General features: G+C 71.3%; 17 protein-coding genes. 7 read left to right on the forward strand and 10 right to left on the reverse strand.

Features of this window, described 5'->3' with window-relative positions:
- Window positions 1-136: 136 nt before the first annotated feature.
- From BJ965_RS16570 to BJ965_RS16585, 4 genes are all read left to right on the forward strand, one after another.
- Entirely contained in the window at window positions 137-1516 is a 1380-nt protein-coding gene (locus BJ965_RS16570; RefSeq protein ID WP_184909383.1) for an FAD-binding oxidoreductase, read from the forward strand.
- A 46-nt stretch (window positions 1517-1562) separates the two neighbouring features.
- On the forward strand, window positions 1563-1757 hold the full coding sequence (locus tag BJ965_RS16575) for a hypothetical protein (RefSeq protein ID WP_184909384.1): 195 nt from the start codon (window positions 1563-1565) through the stop codon (window positions 1755-1757).
- Window positions 1758-1823: 66 nt separating this feature from the next.
- Entirely contained in the window at window positions 1824-2591 is a 768-nt protein-coding gene (locus BJ965_RS16580) for a hypothetical protein (protein WP_184909385.1), read from the forward strand.
- Window position 2592: 1 nt separating this feature from the next.
- The gene (locus tag BJ965_RS16585; RefSeq protein ID WP_313666902.1) at window positions 2593-2994 is read left to right on the forward strand and encodes a hypothetical protein; all 402 of its coding nucleotides are present in this window, start codon (window positions 2593-2595) and stop codon (window positions 2992-2994) included.
- Between the two features lie 240 nt (window positions 2995-3234).
- Here the strand turns inward: BJ965_RS16585 and BJ965_RS16590 are convergent, their stop codons facing one another.
- From BJ965_RS16590 to BJ965_RS16610, 5 genes are all read right to left on the reverse strand, one after another.
- Window positions 3235-4941, reverse strand: coding sequence for a bifunctional uroporphyrinogen-III C-methyltransferase/uroporphyrinogen-III synthase (locus BJ965_RS16590; protein ID WP_184909387.1), 1707 nt, complete (start codon window positions 4939-4941; stop codon window positions 3235-3237).
- Entirely contained in the window at window positions 4938-5903 is a 966-nt protein-coding gene (hemC, locus tag BJ965_RS16595) for a hydroxymethylbilane synthase (protein WP_184909388.1), read from the reverse strand. The genes BJ965_RS16590 and hemC overlap by 4 nt, the downstream gene beginning before the upstream one ends.
- Window positions 5900-7675, reverse strand: a complete 1776-nt coding sequence (locus BJ965_RS16600) for a glutamyl-tRNA reductase (RefSeq protein ID WP_184909389.1) — start codon at window positions 7673-7675, stop codon at window positions 5900-5902. The genes hemC and BJ965_RS16600 overlap by 4 nt, the downstream gene beginning before the upstream one ends.
- Window positions 7672-8436 (reverse strand): redox-sensing transcriptional repressor Rex, encoded by a 765-nt coding sequence (locus BJ965_RS16605; RefSeq protein WP_030840369.1) that lies wholly within the window; start codon window positions 8434-8436, stop codon window positions 7672-7674. Before BJ965_RS16605 ends, BJ965_RS16600 begins: the two co-directional genes overlap by 4 nt.
- 324 nt (window positions 8437-8760) lie before the next feature.
- Window positions 8761-9039, reverse strand: coding sequence for a glutaredoxin family protein (locus BJ965_RS16610; protein WP_184909390.1), 279 nt, complete (start codon window positions 9037-9039; stop codon window positions 8761-8763).
- Between the two features lie 163 nt (window positions 9040-9202).
- Between BJ965_RS16610 and BJ965_RS16615 the strand changes: the two genes are divergently transcribed.
- The 3 genes from BJ965_RS16615 (at window position 9203) to BJ965_RS16625 (ending at window position 12727) form a co-directional block, all read left to right on the forward strand.
- Window positions 9203-10120, forward strand: a complete 918-nt coding sequence (locus tag BJ965_RS16615) for an HAD family hydrolase (RefSeq protein WP_184909391.1) — start codon at window positions 9203-9205, stop codon at window positions 10118-10120.
- A gap of 349 nt (window positions 10121-10469) precedes the next feature.
- Entirely contained in the window at window positions 10470-11240 is a 771-nt protein-coding gene (locus BJ965_RS16620) for an ECF subfamily RNA polymerase sigma factor, BldN family (protein ID WP_030840376.1), read from the forward strand.
- 236 nt (window positions 11241-11476) lie between these two features.
- Window positions 11477-12727 carry a DUF5667 domain-containing protein gene (locus tag BJ965_RS16625; RefSeq protein WP_184909392.1) on the forward strand — a complete coding sequence of 417 codons (1251 nt, stop codon included), beginning with the start codon at window positions 11477-11479 and terminating at the stop codon, window positions 12725-12727.
- Between the two features lie 111 nt (window positions 12728-12838).
- Here BJ965_RS16625 and BJ965_RS16630 read toward each other — a convergent pair whose 3' ends face one another.
- From BJ965_RS16630 to BJ965_RS16650, 5 genes are all read right to left on the reverse strand, one after another.
- Window positions 12839-13894, reverse strand: coding sequence for a lysophospholipid acyltransferase family protein (locus BJ965_RS16630; protein WP_184909393.1), 1056 nt, complete (start codon window positions 13892-13894; stop codon window positions 12839-12841).
- Window positions 13895-13908: 14 nt separating this feature from the next.
- Window positions 13909-14970, reverse strand: coding sequence for an NAD-dependent epimerase/dehydratase family protein (locus BJ965_RS16635; protein WP_184909394.1), 1062 nt, complete (start codon window positions 14968-14970; stop codon window positions 13909-13911).
- Between the two features lie 228 nt (window positions 14971-15198).
- On the reverse strand, window positions 15199-15297 hold the full coding sequence (locus tag BJ965_RS16640) for a 30S ribosomal protein bS22 (protein WP_003948845.1): 99 nt from the start codon (window positions 15295-15297) through the stop codon (window positions 15199-15201).
- Window positions 15298-15451: 154 nt separating this feature from the next.
- A complete protein-coding gene (locus tag BJ965_RS16645; protein WP_004984898.1) occupies window positions 15452-15664 on the reverse strand; it encodes a helix-turn-helix domain-containing protein in 213 nt (70 codons plus the stop codon).
- Window positions 15665-15793: 129 nt separating this feature from the next.
- Window positions 15794-16609 carry a phosphatase gene (locus BJ965_RS16650; protein ID WP_184909395.1) on the reverse strand — a complete coding sequence of 272 codons (816 nt, stop codon included), beginning with the start codon at window positions 16607-16609 and terminating at the stop codon, window positions 15794-15796.
- Window positions 16610-16671 lie beyond the last annotated feature (62 nt).

Raw genomic sequence — 16671 nt, forward strand, 5'->3', positions numbered from 1 at the left:
AGCCCCCACGCCGAGCACCCCGCAGCCCACCGCCCCGCAATGCGCCCGACACCCCCCAGGTCCATCCTGAAACAACAAGGACCCCGACGGCCCCCACACCGCCGCCGTCCCTCCGTACACCCCCACGGAGGACGCGATGACAGCCCCCCACCAAATCCCCGGCCTCTTCGCCCTCTCGGAGATCCACGGCCCCGTCCTACGCCCCGGCGAACGCGCCTACGCCGACGAGGTAACCGGCTTCAACCTGGCCTCCCTGCACACCCCGGACGTGGCCATAGGCGCCACCGGCCCCGACGACGTCGTCACCGCCATGCGCTGGGCACACGCCACCCGCACCCCCGTCGCCGTCCAGGCCACCGGCCACGGCGCCAACTTCCCGATCGAACACGGCCTGCTGATCAACACGTCCCGTATGACGGACGTCCAGGTCGACCCCACCACCCGCACCGCCACCATCGCCGCGGGCGCCAAGTGGAGCCACGTCATGGCCGCGGCCGCCCCGTACGGCCTGGCGGGCCTGTGCGGCACCTCCACGGACGCGGGCGTCGTCGGCTACGCCCTCGGCGGCGGACTCCCGGTCCTCGGCCGGGCCTACGGCTACGCCGCCGACCTGGTCCGCTCCCTCCAGGTCGTCACCCCGGACGGGCACCTGCGCGAGGCGGACCCCCGGCACGAACCGGAACTGTTCTGGGCGCTGCGCGGCGGCAAGGGCAACGTCGGCATCGTCACCTCGCTCGTCACCGAACTGCTGCCCCTGCCCCGGCTCTACGGCGGCGGCATCCACTGCCACGCCGAACACACGGAGACGCTGCTGCGGACCTGGACGGACTGGACCCGCACCGTCCCGGACGAGATGTGCAGCATGTTCTCGGTCCTGCGGCTGCCGCCGATCCCCCAGATCCCGGAGCCCCTGCGCGGCGGCTTCTGGGCCCGGGTCGCGATCGCGTGGCCGGGCGCCCCGGCCGAGGGCGAAGCCCTGATCGCGCCGCTGCGCGAAGCCGCACCCGTGGCCGTCGACACGATCGAGGAGATGGACTACGCGGATCTGGACCGCATCCACATGGAGCCCCAGGACCCGCTTCCGGCACGCGAGTGCTGCATGCTCCTGCGCGACCTGACCCCCGACGCCATGGGCACGTTCCTGGAGCAGGTCGGCCCCGCAGCAGGCGTCGAGCACCCGCTCCTCGTAGCCTCCGTGCGGCACATGGGCGGCGCACTGTCCCGCCCGCCCGCCGTCGAGGACGCCGTCTGCTCCCGCGACGCCCGCTACTTCATGGAGTCGGTCGGCATCATGCCCGCCCCACCCGTCGCCGAGGCCGTGGAACAGGCGACACGCCGCCTCTACACGGCCATGGCCCCGTACGGAACGGGCCGCACCATGGTCAACATCCACGGCACCCCGGGCGACGCGGCCGACCGGGCCCGGGCATGGACCCCGGAGGTCCACGAACGGCTGCGCAGGGTCAAGGAGAGCTACGACCCGTCCGGTCTCCTGCGCTTCGGCCACACAGTGTGAGCACCGTCCTCCTCCGGCGCGATCACGCCACCGGGGGAATCACACCGTGCACAGCGCCGCGCCCGGCCACAGCGACCGCTCCGTCTCCTTCGCCTCCACCCTTCAGGACCACGCCGGCGCGCTCGCCGCGCGCCACGCCGTCAGTTCGCCGCCCGCCACTCCGCGCCGAGCAGCGGCATCGCCGCACCTGAAGAAGGCTCTGATCCTGCTCAAGATCCTTTACTTTGCTACCGGCCGGTAGCTACGTTCGTACCGACCACGGAGGTGGATATCGCCTCTCAACTGAATAAAGCAGGGGGAATCTGGCATGACTGCCGGAATCAGCAAGTACACCGAGCGACGCGGTGCCACCCGGCGCGCCAGCGCCATGATCGTCGCCGCCGTCACCGCGGGCGCCCTCTTCGCGACCGCCACCGGCGCCCAGGCCGCGGACCCCGCGGCACAGCGGACCGTCTCGGCGAGCAGTACCTCGGCCGTCGACGTCCCGGAGTTCACCGCGGCGGAGCAGGCACAGGGTGCGGCGCTCGCTGAGGGGATAGCCGAACTCGGCGTCACCGAGGACCAGTTCGCCGCCGCACTGGAAGTGGCCCTGACCAGGCCGGCTCCGGATGCGGAGGCCCTGCGCACGCGCCTCGCCGCGCTACCGGCGCAGCCGACCGCCGAACAGCTCGCGCAGGCCGCCTATCCCGGGGACGGCGAGGCCCAGGCCGCGCTGCTGCCCGTCTTCGCCAAGGAGGAGGTACGCGCCGCCGCCCTGGCCCAGCTCGCCCCCGCCTCCGCCGCTCCCGCCCCCGGCGGGAAGAAGCCCATGATGGCTGCGATGGGGTGGTGGGACCAGACGAAGTTCGTCGTCAAGTGCAGTGCCGCCGTCGCCGCCGTCCTGATCAGCTTCGCGCCGGCCGGTTCCAGCATCAAGGTCGCCCGCGCGGTGGCGCTGTTCAAGCGGTACGGCGCGAAGAAGACGGCGAACATCATCTGGCGCTTCGTCAACGGCAAGCACGTCGGTTCCAAGGAGCGCGAGGCCGTGAAGGCGTTCATCGGCATCTCCGCCATCTCGTCCGCGTGCAGCAAGTGAGGTGAGTGCATTGACGATCGAGCATGTCGCCGTGATCGCCCTGGCGGTCGAGGTGGTGATCTTGGTGCTGGCGCGGGTCGGCACCGAGCGGCGCCACTGGAACCACTCCAGGGGGCGCGGTCCCGCTCCGCTGAAGAGGGACGACATCACGCTCGCCTCGGGGACGCTGTACGCGATCGCCGCGGCCGCGATGGTCGCGGGTGCGGTCGCCGCACCGGTCGAGCTGACCCTCAAGTCGGTCGGTACGTTCGCCCTGTTCGGCGTCCTGCTCCCGGCGTTCGCCGCGAACGCCGTGCTCGTGCTGATGACCCGGGGCAACCCCGGCGCGGTCACCGCGGGCCGACGCGGACTCGCCTTCGCGGTCGCCGCGGGCGGCGGCTTCGTGTCGGTGGGCCTGGTCTGACGATCCGGCCCTCGGAACGGGTCCCGGTGGCTGCCACCGGGACCCGTTCCCGTCACGCCGGGCCGTCGAGGACCTCGAGGCCGGGCCGGGCACCCGACGCGGACTTCCCGGACCGGTCAGGCCCGCATCCTCCGGCACCATGACCGCGGCACGCGCTTCACAGGTGCCCGTGTCCTGTGACAGAACCGGCTCAGGGGTGCCCGAGAAAGCGGGCACCCCTGAGCCGGTATGCGCAGAAGGTCAGGTCGTCGAACGCCGCCGCCGCGCCCCCGGCCGCCGCTCACTCGGCCGCGTCACCGGGTCGCCGGCCTCCACCGCCGACGCCCGGCGCTTCGCGCCGAAGTCGGCCAGGGCTTCGGCCAGCTTGTGGACGGACGGCTCGGGAGCCATGACGTCCACCCGGAGCCCGTGCTCCTCGGCGGTCTTCGCCGTGGCCGGGCCGATACACGCGATCACCGTGACGTTGTGCGGCTTGCCGGCGATGCCGACCAGGTTCCGCACGGTGGACGACGAGGTGAAGAGAACGGCGTCGAAGCCCCCGCCCTTGATCGCCTCACGTGTCTCCGCCGGCGGCGGCGAGGCCCGAACGGTCCGGTAGGCCGTGACGTCGTCGACCTCCCAGCCGAGCTCGATCAGCCCGGCGACCAGCGTCTCCGTGGCGATGTCGGCACGCGGCAGGAACACTCTGTCGATCGGGTCGAAGACCGGGTCGTAGGGCGGCCAGTCCTCCAGCAGACCCGCGGCCGACTGCTCACCGCTCGGCACCAGGTCCGGCTTCACGCCGAACGCGATCAGCGCCTTCGCCGTCTGCTCGCCGACGGCCGCGACCTTGATGCCCGCGAAGGCACGCGCGTCGAGCCCGTACTCCTCGAACTTCTCCCGCACGGCCTTGACCGCGTTCACCGAGGTGAAGGCGATCCACTCGTAGCGGCCCGTGACGAGCCCCTTGACCGCGCGCTCCATCTGCTGGGGCGTGCGCGGCGGCTCGACGGCGATCGTCGGCACCTCGTGCGGCACGGCCCCGTACGACCGCAGTTGGTCGGAGAGCGACGCCGCCTGCTCCTTGGTCCGCGGCACGAGCACCTTCCAGCCGAACAGCGGCTTGGACTCGAACCACGCGAGCTGGTCGCGCTGGGCGGCGGCGGAACGCTCACCGACCACGGCTATCACCGGCCGGCCGCCCTCGGGCGAGGGCAGCACCTTGAGCTGCTTCAGCGTCTGCGCGATCGTGCCGAGCGTGGCGGTCCAGGTGCGCTGCCGGGTGGTGGTGCCGGCGACGGTGACCGTCATCGGGGTGTCCGGCTTGCGCCCGGCGGAGACGAGCTCACCGGCAGCCGCGGCGACGGAGTCCAGCGTCGTGGACACGACGACCGTGCCGTCCGACGCCCCGACCTCCGTCCAGCACCGGTCCGACGCCGTCCGCGCGTCCACGAACCGCACGTCCGCGCCCTGCGCGTCGCGCAGCGGCACACCGGCGTACGCGGGCACACCGACGGCGCTCGCGATGCCGGGGACGACCTCGAAGGGCACCCCGGCGGCGGCGCACGCCAGCATCTCCTCGGCGGCGTAGGTGTCGAGGCCCGGGTCCCCGGACACCGCACGCACGACCCGCCTGCCGCCCCGTGCGGCCTCCATGACAAGATGTGCGGCATCCCGCACCGCGGGGGCGGCGACGGTGGTTGACGTGCCGTCAACTACCGTCAGCTGGGGCGCTCCTGTGCCCGGCGCCGGATCCTGGGAAGGATCCGGGTCCGTGTGCACTTCGGACACGCCCTGCCTGGCGTGCTGACGTACGACGTCGAGCACCTCGTGCTCGGCGACAAGGACGTCGGCGCTCGCCAGCGCCTCCACGGCGCGCAGAGTCAGCAGTCCCGGATCTCCGGGTCCGGCACCCAGGAAGGTGACGTGCCCGTGTTCAGGACCGGCGGAAAGGGTGGTGGGGCTCACTGTGCTCGCTCCCCCATCAGACCGGCCGCGCCCTGGGCGAGCATCTCGGCCGCGAGTTCGCGACCGAGCGCCATTGCCCCGTCGTGCGTCTCGGGCACGGGACCGGTGGTGGACAGCTGCACCATGCGCGTGCCGTCGGTGGTCCCGACGACGGCGCGCAGGCGCATTTCCTTGACAATCTGCCCGTCGGCCAGCAAGTCGGCCAGCGCCCCCACAGGGGCACTGCAACCGGCTTCCAGGGCGGCGAGCAGTGATCGCTCGGCCGTTACGGCGATCCGCGTGAACGGGTCGTCGAGCTCGCCGAGCGCGGCGATGAGGTCCGCGTTGCCCGCGGTGCACTCGATCGCCAGGGCCCCCTGGCCGGGGGCGGGCAAAACCGTGTCGACCGACAGGAAGTCGGTCACTTCGTCGCCGCGGCCGATCCGGTTCAGTCCGGCGGCGGCCAGCACGACGGCGTCGAGCTCACCGCTGCGTACGAACCCGATGCGGGTGTCGACGTTGCCGCGGATCGGGACCGTCGCTATGTCCAGGCCGTGGCTGCGGGCGTACGCGTTGAGCTGCGCCATGCGGCGCGGCGAACCCGTACCGATGCGGGCCCCGGAGGGCAGGTCGGTGAACTTCAGCGCGTCCCGGGCGACGATCACGTCCCGCGGGTCCTCGCGCACCGGCACGGCGGCCACGACCAGGTCGTCGGGCTGCGTGGTCGGCAGGTCCTTCAGCGAGTGCACCGCGAAGTCGACCTCGCCCTTGAGGAGCGCGTCGCGCAGGGCGGTCACGAACACGCCGGTGCCGCCGATCTGGGCCAGCGCCTCGCGCGAGACGTCGCCGTACGTGGTGATCTCGACGAGCTCGACGGGCCGCCCGGTCACCCGGCTCACGGCTTCCGCCACCTGCCCGGACTGGGCCATGGCGAGCCTGCTGCGCCTGGTACCGAGCCTCAGTGGCTCACGCGTATCAGTCATGCCGGCCCTCGGTCTTTCTCAGTGGTGCTGTCCTCGGCCCGGGAGACGGCGGCCACCGTCTCGGGGTCGAGGTCGAACAGGGTCCGCAGCGCGTCCGCGTACCCGGCGCCGCCGGGTTCGGCCGCGAGTTGCTTGACCCGCACGGTCGGCGCGTGAAGCAGTTTGTCGACCACGCGCCGCACGGTCTGGGTGATCTCCGCTCGGTGCTTGTCGTCGAGACCGGGCAGCCGACCGTCCAGCCGGGCGATCTCGCCGGCCACGACATCGGCGGCCATGGTGCGCAGAGCGACCACGGTCGGTGTGATGTGCGCGGCCCGCAGTGCTGCCCCGAAGGCCGCGACCTCGTCGGAGACGATACGCCGTACCTGGTCCACATCGGCAGCCATCGGAGCGCCCGCGGAGGCCTCCGCCAGCGACTCGATGTCCACCAGCCGTACCCCGGCCAGCCGGTGCACGGCCGCGTCGATGTCGCGCGGCATCGCCAGGTCCAGCAGGAACAGCACGGGCTCGGGCCGCTGCGGCTCCTCGACCGGCTCGGGCCGGCGCCGCTCGGGGATCCGCCCGACGGTGGCGACGGTCGCGGCGAGCGCGGCGATGGCGTCGGTGTCCGCGGCCGGGTCGAGCGTGCCGGTCTGCCCCTGCCGCGCCGTACCGCCCGCCGCCCGCTGGGCGCCGCCCACCGAGCCGTTGTCCACCCACGCCGCGTGCTGTTCGAGGTCGGCGGCGGCCATCCCGGCCACGGCGGCCTCGCCCTGCACGGAGAATCCGGCGGTGCCCTGCACCGAGGACAGCTCCAGCGGGCAGCCGTCCTCGCTGCCGAGACCGGTGCCCGACGGACCGCTGCGCTGCGCCCCGGAACCGGCCGCGGGGCCGGGCTCGCCGCCCGGCGCCCCCGGTCCGTCCTCGCCGGGCCCGGCGGCCGGCGCGGGCGTACGGCCCTCGACCGCCTCGGCGACCGACTCGGCCGTCAGGACCAGGCCCGTCGCACCGGTGCAGGAGACGGTGACGTCGGCACGTGTCAGCTCGCCCGGCACCGACTCCATCGGTACCGCGCGGGCCGCCACGTCCGTGTCGTCGCCGTCCATGAGGATCTGGGCGAGCCGCTCGGCGCGGTCCAGGGTGCGGTTGGCGACGACGATCTCGGCGACCCCGGCCCGCGCGAGCGTGGCGGCGGCCAGGGAGGACATCGACCCGGCCCCGATGACCAGGGCCTTCTTGCCCCGCGCCCACTGCTGTACGTCCCCGCCCCGGGCCAGCTGCTCCAGGCCGAAGGTGACCAGGGACTGGCCGGCGCGGTCGATGCCGGTCTCGGAGTGAGCGCGCTTGCCGACCCGCAGGGCCTGCTGGAACAGGTCGTTCAGGAGCCGGCCGGCGGAGTGCAGGTCCTGGGCCCGGGCCAGGGAGTCCTTGATCTGGCCGAGGATCTGCCCCTCGCCGACGACCATCGAGTCCAGCCCGCAGGCCACCGAGAACAGATGGTGGACGGCCCGGTCCTCGTAGTGCACGTAGAGATAAGGAGTGAGCTCCTCCAGGCCGACGCCACTGTGCTGGGCGAGCAGCGTGGACAGCTCGGCGACACCGGCGTGGAACTTGTCCACGTCGGCGTAGAGCTCGATGCGGTTGCAGGTGGCGAGCACCGCGGCCTCGGTGGCCGGTTCGGCGGCGACCGTGTCCTGGAGCAGCTTGACCTGCGCGTCCGCGCTCAGCGCGGCCCGCTCCAGCACGCTGACCGGGGCGCTGCGGTGGCTGAGTCCGACGACGAGGAGGCTCATGCCGGCATCACGGCGGGCATGTCCCCGTCGGGCCCCTGGTCGGTGGAGTCGCTGCGCGCGGCGGCGGTGGGGACGCCACCGTCGGACGCGGCGGCCTCCTCCCCGGCCTTGCGCTGCTCGTGGAAGGCGAGGATCTGCAGCTCGATGGAGAGGTCGACCTTGCGCACGTCGACGCCCTCGGGGACGGACAGCACGGTCGGCGCGAAGTTCAGGATGGAGGTGACACCGGCGGCCACGAGCCGGTCGCAGACCGCCTGGGCGGCACCGGCGGGGGTGGCGATGACACCGATGGACACACCGTTGTCCTGGATGATCTTCTCCAGGTCGTCGGCGTGCTGCACCGGGATCCCGGCGACGGGCTTGCCGGCCATGGCCGGGTCGGCGTCGATCAGCGCGGCGACCCGGAATCCGCGGGAGGCGAACCCGCCGTAGTTGGCGAGGGCGGCGCCGAGGTTGCCGATACCGACGATCACAACCGGCCAGTCCTGGGTGAGCCCCAGTTCGCGGGAGATCTGGTACACGAGATACTCGACGTCGTAGCCGACACCCCTGGTCCCGTACGACCCGAGGTAGGAGAAGTCCTTGCGCAGCTTCGCGGAGTTGACTCCCGCCGCGGCCGCGAGCTCCTCGGAGGAGACCGTGGGCACCGAGCGCTCCGACAACGCGGTCAGAGCGCGGAGGTACAGCGGAAGCCGGGCGACGGTGGCCTCGGGAATCCCTCGGCTGCGGGTCGCCGGTCGGTGAGTTCGGCCAGTTGCCACGGTGCTCCTGCGGGTAGAGCGGGGCTGTAGGCGGTCATACGTCCCTACATGACCGCCCCGTCGAATGCAGGCTATGTCTTTGTGAACGCGTGCACAAAGATGGTGTCCGATTTGCCCGGCCAACGTGACCGGGGTCACGCGCCCCCGGCGCACGCGCAGGGAACCGGCGCATACGCACCACCGTTCCTTGTCTTTCGGGGGCAAAACCGCACACTCTCCTCAGTGAATCCCGCCCCCGAGACCAAGTCACCATCGATCCTAAGCGACTCGACGGCCGCTTTGGACTGATCGGTCAGTCGCCCCCCGGGCGGGAGCATGGCGGGATCAGTCGGCCAGCGCCTTGCGCAGACGGTCCTCGTTCACGCGCCAGAACGTGTGCTGCCTGCCATCCACCAGCACCACCGGGATCTGCTCCCAGTACTGGTCGTGCAGTTCCCGATCCTCGGTGATGTCCTTCTGCTCCCAGGGGACTCCGAGATCACCGCACACCTTCTCCACAACGACCTGTGCGTCATCACACAGATGACAGCCGGGCTTGCGGATCAGGGTGACGAGCCGGTCCCGAGGGGGCCTGCGACGGAAGAGGGGACTCATGTCGGCCATTGTCGCGCGGCCACGCCCGGGCGGAACACCCGCGAAAGCTCCAGGGGACGCGCCGACCGCACCCCGTCCCGCGCGGCGTCTTTGACGACACGCTCGCCGAGAGTTCACAGGCTCCCAACCTTCCGACTCCGGAACCCCCGAACAAACTGGCTATGCTCACGCCATGGCCGCTCTAGGATGGCTCACCCCCCGTAGGCGCTCCGCCACGGCGCGGAGCGTTTTGGCAGGCGAGGCCTCGGCGGAGGCAGCCCGCAAGTCCACGCAGGAAGCCGCCGGCACGACCGAGGAACCGCAGTTCCCGGTGCACGGCGACGACCAGGCCGCCGCCTTCTTCGACCTGGACAACACCGTCATGCAGGGCGCGGCCCTCTTCCACTTCGGACGCGGCCTGTACAAACGGAAGTTCTTCGAGACGCGCGACCTCGCGAAGTTCGCCTGGCAGCAGGCGTGGTTCCGCCTCGCCGGGGTCGAGGACCCCGAACACATGCAGGAGGCCCGCGACTCGGCCCTCTCGATCGTCCAGGGCCACCGCGTCGCCGAACTCCAGTCGATCGGCGAGGAGATCTACGACGAGTACATGGCCGAGCGCATCTGGCCCGGCACCCGCGCCCTCGCCCAGGCCCACCTGGACGCCGGCCAGAAGGTGTGGCTGGTCACGGCCGCCCCCGTCGAGATCGCCACGGTCATCGCCCGCCGCCTCGGCCTGACCGGCGCCCTGGGCACGGTCGCCGAGTCCGTCGACGGCGTCTACACCGGCAAACTCGTCGGCGAACCGCTGCACGGGCCCGCGAAGGCCGAGGCCGTCCGCGCCCTGGCCGCCGCCGAGGGCCTGGACCTCGGCCGCTGCGCCGCCTACAGCGACTCGCACAACGACATCCCGATGCTCTCCCTGGTCGGCCACCCCTACGCCATCAACCCGGACAGCAAGCTGCGCAAGCACGCCCGCCGGCTGGACTGGCGCCTGCGCGACTACCGCACGGGCCGCAAGGCCGCCAAGGTCGGCATCCCGGCCGCGGCGGGCGTCGGTGCGGTCGCCGGCGGCACCGCGGCCGCCATCGCCATGCACCGCCGACGCCGCTGACCATCCGATCAAACCGGGACACCATCGTTTACGGCCTGACAATCGCCGTAAATCCAACTGGCGTACCCCCACAACCCCGTATGCAGTCCTCTTGGCTGGACACGGCCACAACACGCCCCGGGCTCAGCCGCAATCCGAACCTTTTCGATCAACAACCGCTCACCCTGCGGCACTTGATGCGGCGTCAATCGGTTACGGAAGCGACGTAATCGATGATTTGAGCAACTCGGTGTAGCAGCGCCTGCACGAAGCGTTATTCTCCTCAGACGCAAACCGGTACCCCTCCGTCGCTACGACGGGTGAAAGGTCCCGCACTGCACGTGATGGAAGCTCTGCCTCTGGGAGTCCCGTGTACCCACACGTCGGGGTTGACGCCTCGGGCCTGGCTACGCTGCGCGCAACGGTCCAAGACCTGTTGCGCGGCTTCGTCCCCACCGCGTACGCCGTCCCCGCATTCGCCACCGCCGCGCCCGTCGGCCCGTGCTACGCACTGGCCGACGGCAGCGCCGCGGTCGGCAGACGAGGCCGCCCGTCCGGGGCGGCCACCGCGCGCCGGCCGGCCGCGGACAGCGACAGCGCCCGGATGATGGACCTCGTGGAGCGTGCCCAGGCCGGCGAGTCCGACGCCTTCGGCCGCCTCTACGACCAGTACAGCGACACTGTCTACCGGTACATCTACTACCGGGTCGGAGGAAAAGCGACCGCCGAAGACCTCACCAGCGAGACCTTTCTGCGTGCCCTGCGCCGCATCGGCACCTTCACCTGGCAGGGCCGCGACTTCGGCGCCTGGCTCGTGACCATCGCCCGCAACCTCGTCGCGGACCACTTCAAGTCCAGCCGCTTCCGCCTCGAGGTCACCACCGGCGAGATGCTCGACGCCAACGAGGTCGAGCGCTCCCCCGAGGACTCCGTCCTGGAGTCCCTCTCCAACGCCGCCCTGCTCGACGCCGTACGGCGGCTCAACCCGCAACAGCAGGAGTGTGTGACGCTCCGCTTCCTCCAGGGCCTCTCCGTCGCCGAGACCGCCCGGGTGATGGGCAAGAACGAGGGCGCCATCAAGACCCTCCAGTACCGGGCCGTCCGCACCCTCGCCCGGCTCCTCCCGGAAGACGCCCGCTGACCGCCCCGCACGCATGGCGACATTCAACTCACGGTCCGTGACGGCCCGTTGGGTTCGGCATCCGATCAGCCGACGTCCGTAACCCAAGTGCCACGCCGCTCGTTGTGCGGGATGCAGGCTCCCTGTGGTCACCCCCTGGCCGACTCCGATCACTCGATCGTGTGGTCGTGGTCAGGGTGTGCAACCCTCAGGACCCCCTGGGGAGTCGACCGTCATGACGAGAGGAGGTGCCGCCAGTGATCGCGAACGTATCGGCGCACCGGCGGGCGAACGCCTTCGCCCAGGCCCTGGAGGAGCAGCCCGAGCAGGGCACGGCGGCCGAGCAGCCCGAAGGTTCGGCACCGGCCCCGGCAGCCTCGGAACCGAGCGAGCAGGACCGCCATCTGGCGCTCGCCTCGGGGCTCGGCGCGCTGCCCAAGCCGGAGCTCGACCCGGAGGTCAAGGTCGTCCAGCGGGCCCAGCTGGTGGCGGCTTTCGAGGCCATGCTCCAGGAGGGCACCGCGGGCGGCGGGGCGACGGACAGCGCGGTCCCCGAGCAGCGATCCCGGGCTCGCGGCGCGCACCGCGCGAGTTCACTGAAGAAGTTCCGGCCGCGATCCCGGCTCGCCAAGGGCCTCACCGCGGGCGGACTCAGCGTCGGAGTGGCCGCGAGCGCCTTCGGCGGAGTCTCCGCCGCCAGCTCGGACGCCCTGCCCGGCGACTCGCTCTACGGCCTCAAGCGCGGCATCGAGGACGTCACCCTCGGCCTTGCCGACGGCTCTGACGAGCGGGGCCGGGTCTACCTCGACCACGCCTCCACCCGGCTCGGCGAAGCACGCCGCCTGATGGAGCGCGGCCGCAGCGGCCCCCTGGATCACGAGTCCCTCGGCGAGATCCGCCGCGCCCTGTCCGGCATGCGGCACGACGCGTCGGAGGGCCACCGGCTGCTGAGCGAGGCGTACGAGCGCGACCCGGACTCGCTGGGCCCCATCCAGGCCCTGTCCGCGTTCTCCAGCTCCCACCGCGAGGCCTGGGGCGAGCTGCGCGAGCGACTGCCCGTCCAGCTCGGGGACGTCAGCGAGCAGGTGTCGTCCGTGTTCGACGCCATAGACGAGGACGTCGCTCCGCTTCAGTCCCTGCTGCCCGAGCCCCCGGCCACCAGCGGCGGCGACGGCAAGCGGCGAGGCGCTTCCGAGTCGGCCCCCAGCGGCTCCTCCGGCACCGACCGCTCGGCCCGCCCCGGCGACAGCGGCGGCAGGCACAGCGACGAGGGCCGCACCGGCAGTGGCAGCCCCAGCCGCTCGGCCGGCTCCGGCAGCGACAGTGACGGCCTGCTCGGCGGCAACACCGGCGGCCTGCTCGACCCGCCGAAGGACAAGGACGGCGAGACGAGCACCTCCCCGTCGGCGGAAGGCAACACACCCGTCCCCGAGCCGGATGTGACGCTCCCGCCGCTCCTGCCCGGTCTGCTGCCCGGCCTGGGCATCGACAGCGAGGACGCGGACTAGATACGACAGCGGGGGCGCCCCTTCGGCAAGGGGCGCCCCCGTCGTCGTACGCCGGCGGGCTCAGCAGCCCACCGACCTCAGAAGAACACCGACCTCAGAAGAACACCGACCTCAGAAGAACACCGACCGCCGCTGCACCAGCAACTTGTACAGCGTGTGCTGGATCTGCTCCCTGACCTGGTCGGTCAGGTTGAACATCAGCATCGGGTCCTCGGCCGCCTCCGGCGGATAGCCGTCCGTGGGGATGGGCTCACCGAACTGGATCGTCCACTTGGTCGGCAGCGGGATCGCCCCGAGTGGCCCGAGCCACGGGAACGTGGGCGTGATCGGGAAGTACGGGAAGCCCAGCAGCCGCGCGACCGTCTTGGCGTTGCCGATCATCGGATAGATCTCCTCCGCCCCGACGATCGAGCAGGGCACGATCGGCGTCCCCGCGCGCAGCGCCGTCGAGACGAAACCGCCGCGGCCGAAGCGCTGGAGCTTGTAGCGGTCCGCGAAGGGCTTGCCGAGACCCTTGAAGCCCTCCGGCATCACCCCGACCAGCTCGCCCTGCTCCAGCAGCCGGGACGCGTCCTCGGCACACGCCAGGGTGTGACCCAGCTTGCGGGCCAGCTCGTTGACCACCGGCAGCATGAACACCAGGTCCGCGGCGAGGAGCCGCAGATGCCGGCCCGCCGGGTGGTTGTCGTGCACGGCGACCTGCATCATCAGGCCGTCCATCGGCAGCGTGCCCGAGTGGTTGGCGACGATCAGGGCGCCGCCCTCGGACGGGATGTTCTCGATGCCCTTCACCTCGACCCGGAAGTACGTGTCGTACAGCGGGCGCAGCAGGGACATCAGGACCTGGTCGGTGAGTTCCTCGTCGTAGCCGAAGTCGTCGACCTCGTAGTCCCCGGTGAGGCGGCGCCGCAGGAAGGCCAGGCCGCCCGCGATCCGCCGTTCCAGCCCGCCCTCGCCGTCCCGGGAAGGCTCCGGCGGCTGTTCATCGGAAGTCACAGGAACATCATCCTGCGGAACAGCCCTGGTGGGCAGGGGCTGCACCTCACGTACCGGCACGGACTCCGCGCCCGAGCGGCGGTTCCCGGCACCCCGGCGCCGCTGGGGACGCTGCACGGCGCTCCCCCGGGACCGGTCGTCGTCGAACGGAATGACCTTGGCGTCCGCCATCGTTGATGCGCTCCTCAGTTGGCGCTCTGCGTCGGGGAGTGTCCGCCGCCCGCGAGAGGCGAGTCGGCGATCCGGTCGACGGCCCCCGCAAGGGCCTCCGGCGGAAGAAGTCCGGGGCCCTGGCTGCGGGCGAAGTCCGCGAACGTCTCCGCGGTCGTGTACTTGGGCTGGAATCCCAGCGTCTCGCGCATCTGGCCCGTGGCCACCACCCGGCCGTGCGTGAGCAGCCGGATCTGCTCGGGCGAGAAGTCCGTCATGCCCAGCGTACGCACCAGCGAGCCCGCCCAGGTGACGGCCGGCAGCAGCAGGGGCACGGTGGGCCGCCCGAGGCGCCGTGAGCACTGGGAGAGCAGCAGCACACCGTCGCCGGCGATGTTGAAGGTGCCGCTGTTGAGCGTGCCCCGCCGGGGTTCGTGCGAGCCGATCCGCAGCACCTCGACCACATCGTCCTCGTGCACGAACTGCAGCCGCGGGTCGTAGCCGAAGACCGTCGGCAGGACCGGCAGCGCGAAGTACGAGACGAGCGGGGTGTCCGCGGTCGGGCCCAGGATGTTGGCGAACCGCAGCACGCACACGGCCACGTCGGGCCGACGGCGCGCGAAGCCGCGGACATAGCCCTCGACCTCGACGGTGTCCTTGGCGAAGCCGCCGCTGGGCAGGGACTTGGGCGGGGTCGTCTCGGTGAACACGGCCGGGTCGCGGGGCGCGGAGCCGTAGACGTTGGTGCTGGACTTCACGACCAGCCGTTGCACGGACGGGGACTTCTGGCAGGCACCGAGCAGCTGCATGGTGCCGATGACGTTGGTCTCCTTCAGGGAGGCCCGGTTGCCGCTGCCCAGGGGCGTGCCCGTCACGTCCAGGTGGACGATCGTGTCGGCGCCCGTCTCCGCGAGCACCCGCGCGATCCCGGGCTGCCGGATGTCGGCCTGGATGAAGTCCGCACCGCCCAGATGGTGCTCGGGCGGCACCGCGTCCACGGCGACGACCCGGTCCACCTCGGGGTCCCGCTGGATCCGCCGGACGAACCGGCCCCCCAGCTGGCGGGCCACTCCGGTCACGAGCACGACCTTGCCCAAGATCAGCGCCTTCCTTCCAGAACGTCTTGCCCCCGCCGCGTTCCCCCGTGGGGCCAACTTAGCGGGTTGTCGTTGCGCTGTGATGACCGCCCGATGCGCGAAGTGACCGAAGCAGCCGGACGCAGGAGCGCCGGGCCGCGGCCGCCGGCCTGACACGGATATGCGTGTGGCCCCCCACCGGTGGGTGGGGGGCCACAGCAACGCTTTCGCGGCTCGCGCGTCGCGAACTTACTTCTTGTTGCGACGCTGAACGCGCGTGCGCTTGAGCAGCTTGCGGTGCTTCTTCTTCGCCATCCGCTTGCGCCGCTTCTTGATAACAGAGCCCACGACTACCCTCGCTCACTTCTCATCACTCGGTGTTTGGGCGCCATGGGCCCATACGACCTACGAGGGGCCAGCCTACCCGTCCGAGCGCTGAGGTCGTAATCGAGGAGGCCGGGGGGATCCCGAGTGCCCTGTGGGGATCGCCCCGACCCTGTCGTCAGGCGGTTTCCACCCCCACGTAACTCTCGCGGAGGTACTCGTGAACCGCTTGCTCCGGGACGCGGAATGACCGCCCCACACGGATCGCGGGCAGATGACCGCTGTGCACCAGCCGGTACACGGTCATCTTCGACACTCGCATCACCGAGGCGACTTCCGCCACGGTAAGGAACTGAACCTCGTTCAGAGGCCTCTCGCCAGCTGCAGCCATGACACACCTGAACCTTCCGCACTCGACGGCCACCGGCTTCCCCTTCCGGTGACTCTTCGTCGCTGCGTGCTCACTCCCCAATGTAGGTGCCAGTGATGCGAGTGGGGAAGAGGTGCAGCCATCGGCGACCTACTGTGACAGACACGCCCGATTGAGTACGTAGCGGGTAAGCGGCAGGTAGTAATCGGACCGCACGCCGTCATCAAGTGGAACGGCCACGGCCACGGACCCCTCGGCCTCCCCCACGAACAGCGCCGGGTCGTCCGTATCGGCCGGCCCGATGGCCTCGAACCCCAGCTGACCTGCCCCGCAGACCCACCCGTGGTCCCCGATCACCAGCTCGGGAAGGGGCCCGCCGGCCTCCGCACAAGCGGCCAGTACGGTACGAACCGGGAGAGGTGAGTGCGTATGTGCGCCGGGCTCACAACCGGGGCGTTCCACGTCCGGGGTCCGCACCAGCGCGACTCCTCGTACGTAGTCGAGGTTGTACGTGCGTAGACCGAACCGGGTCGTTATGTCGACACGACGACCCTGCGCCGGGGTGAGAACGGCACAACCGGCCGCCGACAGAGCGTCTGCCAGAGCGCCGTAGAAACCGAGCAGCCGGTGCGGGTGCCCGGTCCCGAGGAGTACGGGAGCACGGCGCCCGGCGGCTTCGGCGAGGCGTTCCGCGAAGGCGTCCAGAGCCGCCAGGGTCCGCTCCGGATCGATCACGTCCTGGCCGGAAACCAGCCGGGAATCGGCCGAAACACCACACCGGTCCGCCATCAGCTCGATCAACTCCCGCTGTCCCCAGGCACCTTCGGGATCGATACCCAGCAGCACCCGGGGGTCCCGGGCGGCGAAGAGCCGGTAACGGCGCAGGCTCTCCTCCCGCGAGGTCGCCACGGTCCCGGCGAGCCGAGCGCCCACCAGATGCGCGCGCAGGGCTTCGGTGGTCAGCACAAGAAGATCGTGCGTGACCGGAACTTCCCCTGTCCCGAGAACCCGCGAACACCGCACGGTCG

The organism is Streptomyces luteogriseus (assembly GCF_014205055.1).
In the GTDB taxonomy this organism is placed as follows: domain Bacteria; phylum Actinomycetota; class Actinomycetes; order Streptomycetales; family Streptomycetaceae; genus Streptomyces; species Streptomyces luteogriseus.

What these genes read in the sequence shown, in the direction of transcription:
- BJ965_RS16580 (WP_184909385.1), top strand. Translation starts at nt 1,824, where the DNA reads ATGACTGCCGGAATCAGCAAGTACACCGAGCGACGCGGTGCCACCCGG.
- BJ965_RS16645 (WP_004984898.1), bottom strand. Translation starts at nt 15,664, where the DNA reads ATGGCTGCAGCTGGCGAGAGGCCTCTGAACGAGGTTCAGTTCCTTACC.
- BJ965_RS16600 (WP_184909389.1), bottom strand. Translation starts at nt 7,675, where the DNA reads ATGAGCCTCCTCGTCGTCGGACTCAGCCACCGCAGCGCCCCGGTCAGC.
- hemC (WP_184909388.1), bottom strand. Translation starts at nt 5,903, where the DNA reads ATGACTGATACGCGTGAGCCACTGAGGCTCGGTACCAGGCGCAGCAGG.
- BJ965_RS16610 (WP_184909390.1), bottom strand. Translation starts at nt 9,039, where the DNA reads ATGGCCGACATGAGTCCCCTCTTCCGTCGCAGGCCCCCTCGGGACCGG.
- BJ965_RS16615 (WP_184909391.1), top strand. Translation starts at nt 9,203, where the DNA reads ATGGCCGCTCTAGGATGGCTCACCCCCCGTAGGCGCTCCGCCACGGCG.
- BJ965_RS16570 (WP_184909383.1), top strand. Translation starts at nt 137, where the DNA reads ATGACAGCCCCCCACCAAATCCCCGGCCTCTTCGCCCTCTCGGAGATC.
- BJ965_RS16630 (WP_184909393.1), bottom strand. Translation starts at nt 13,894, where the DNA reads ATGGCGGACGCCAAGGTCATTCCGTTCGACGACGACCGGTCCCGGGGG.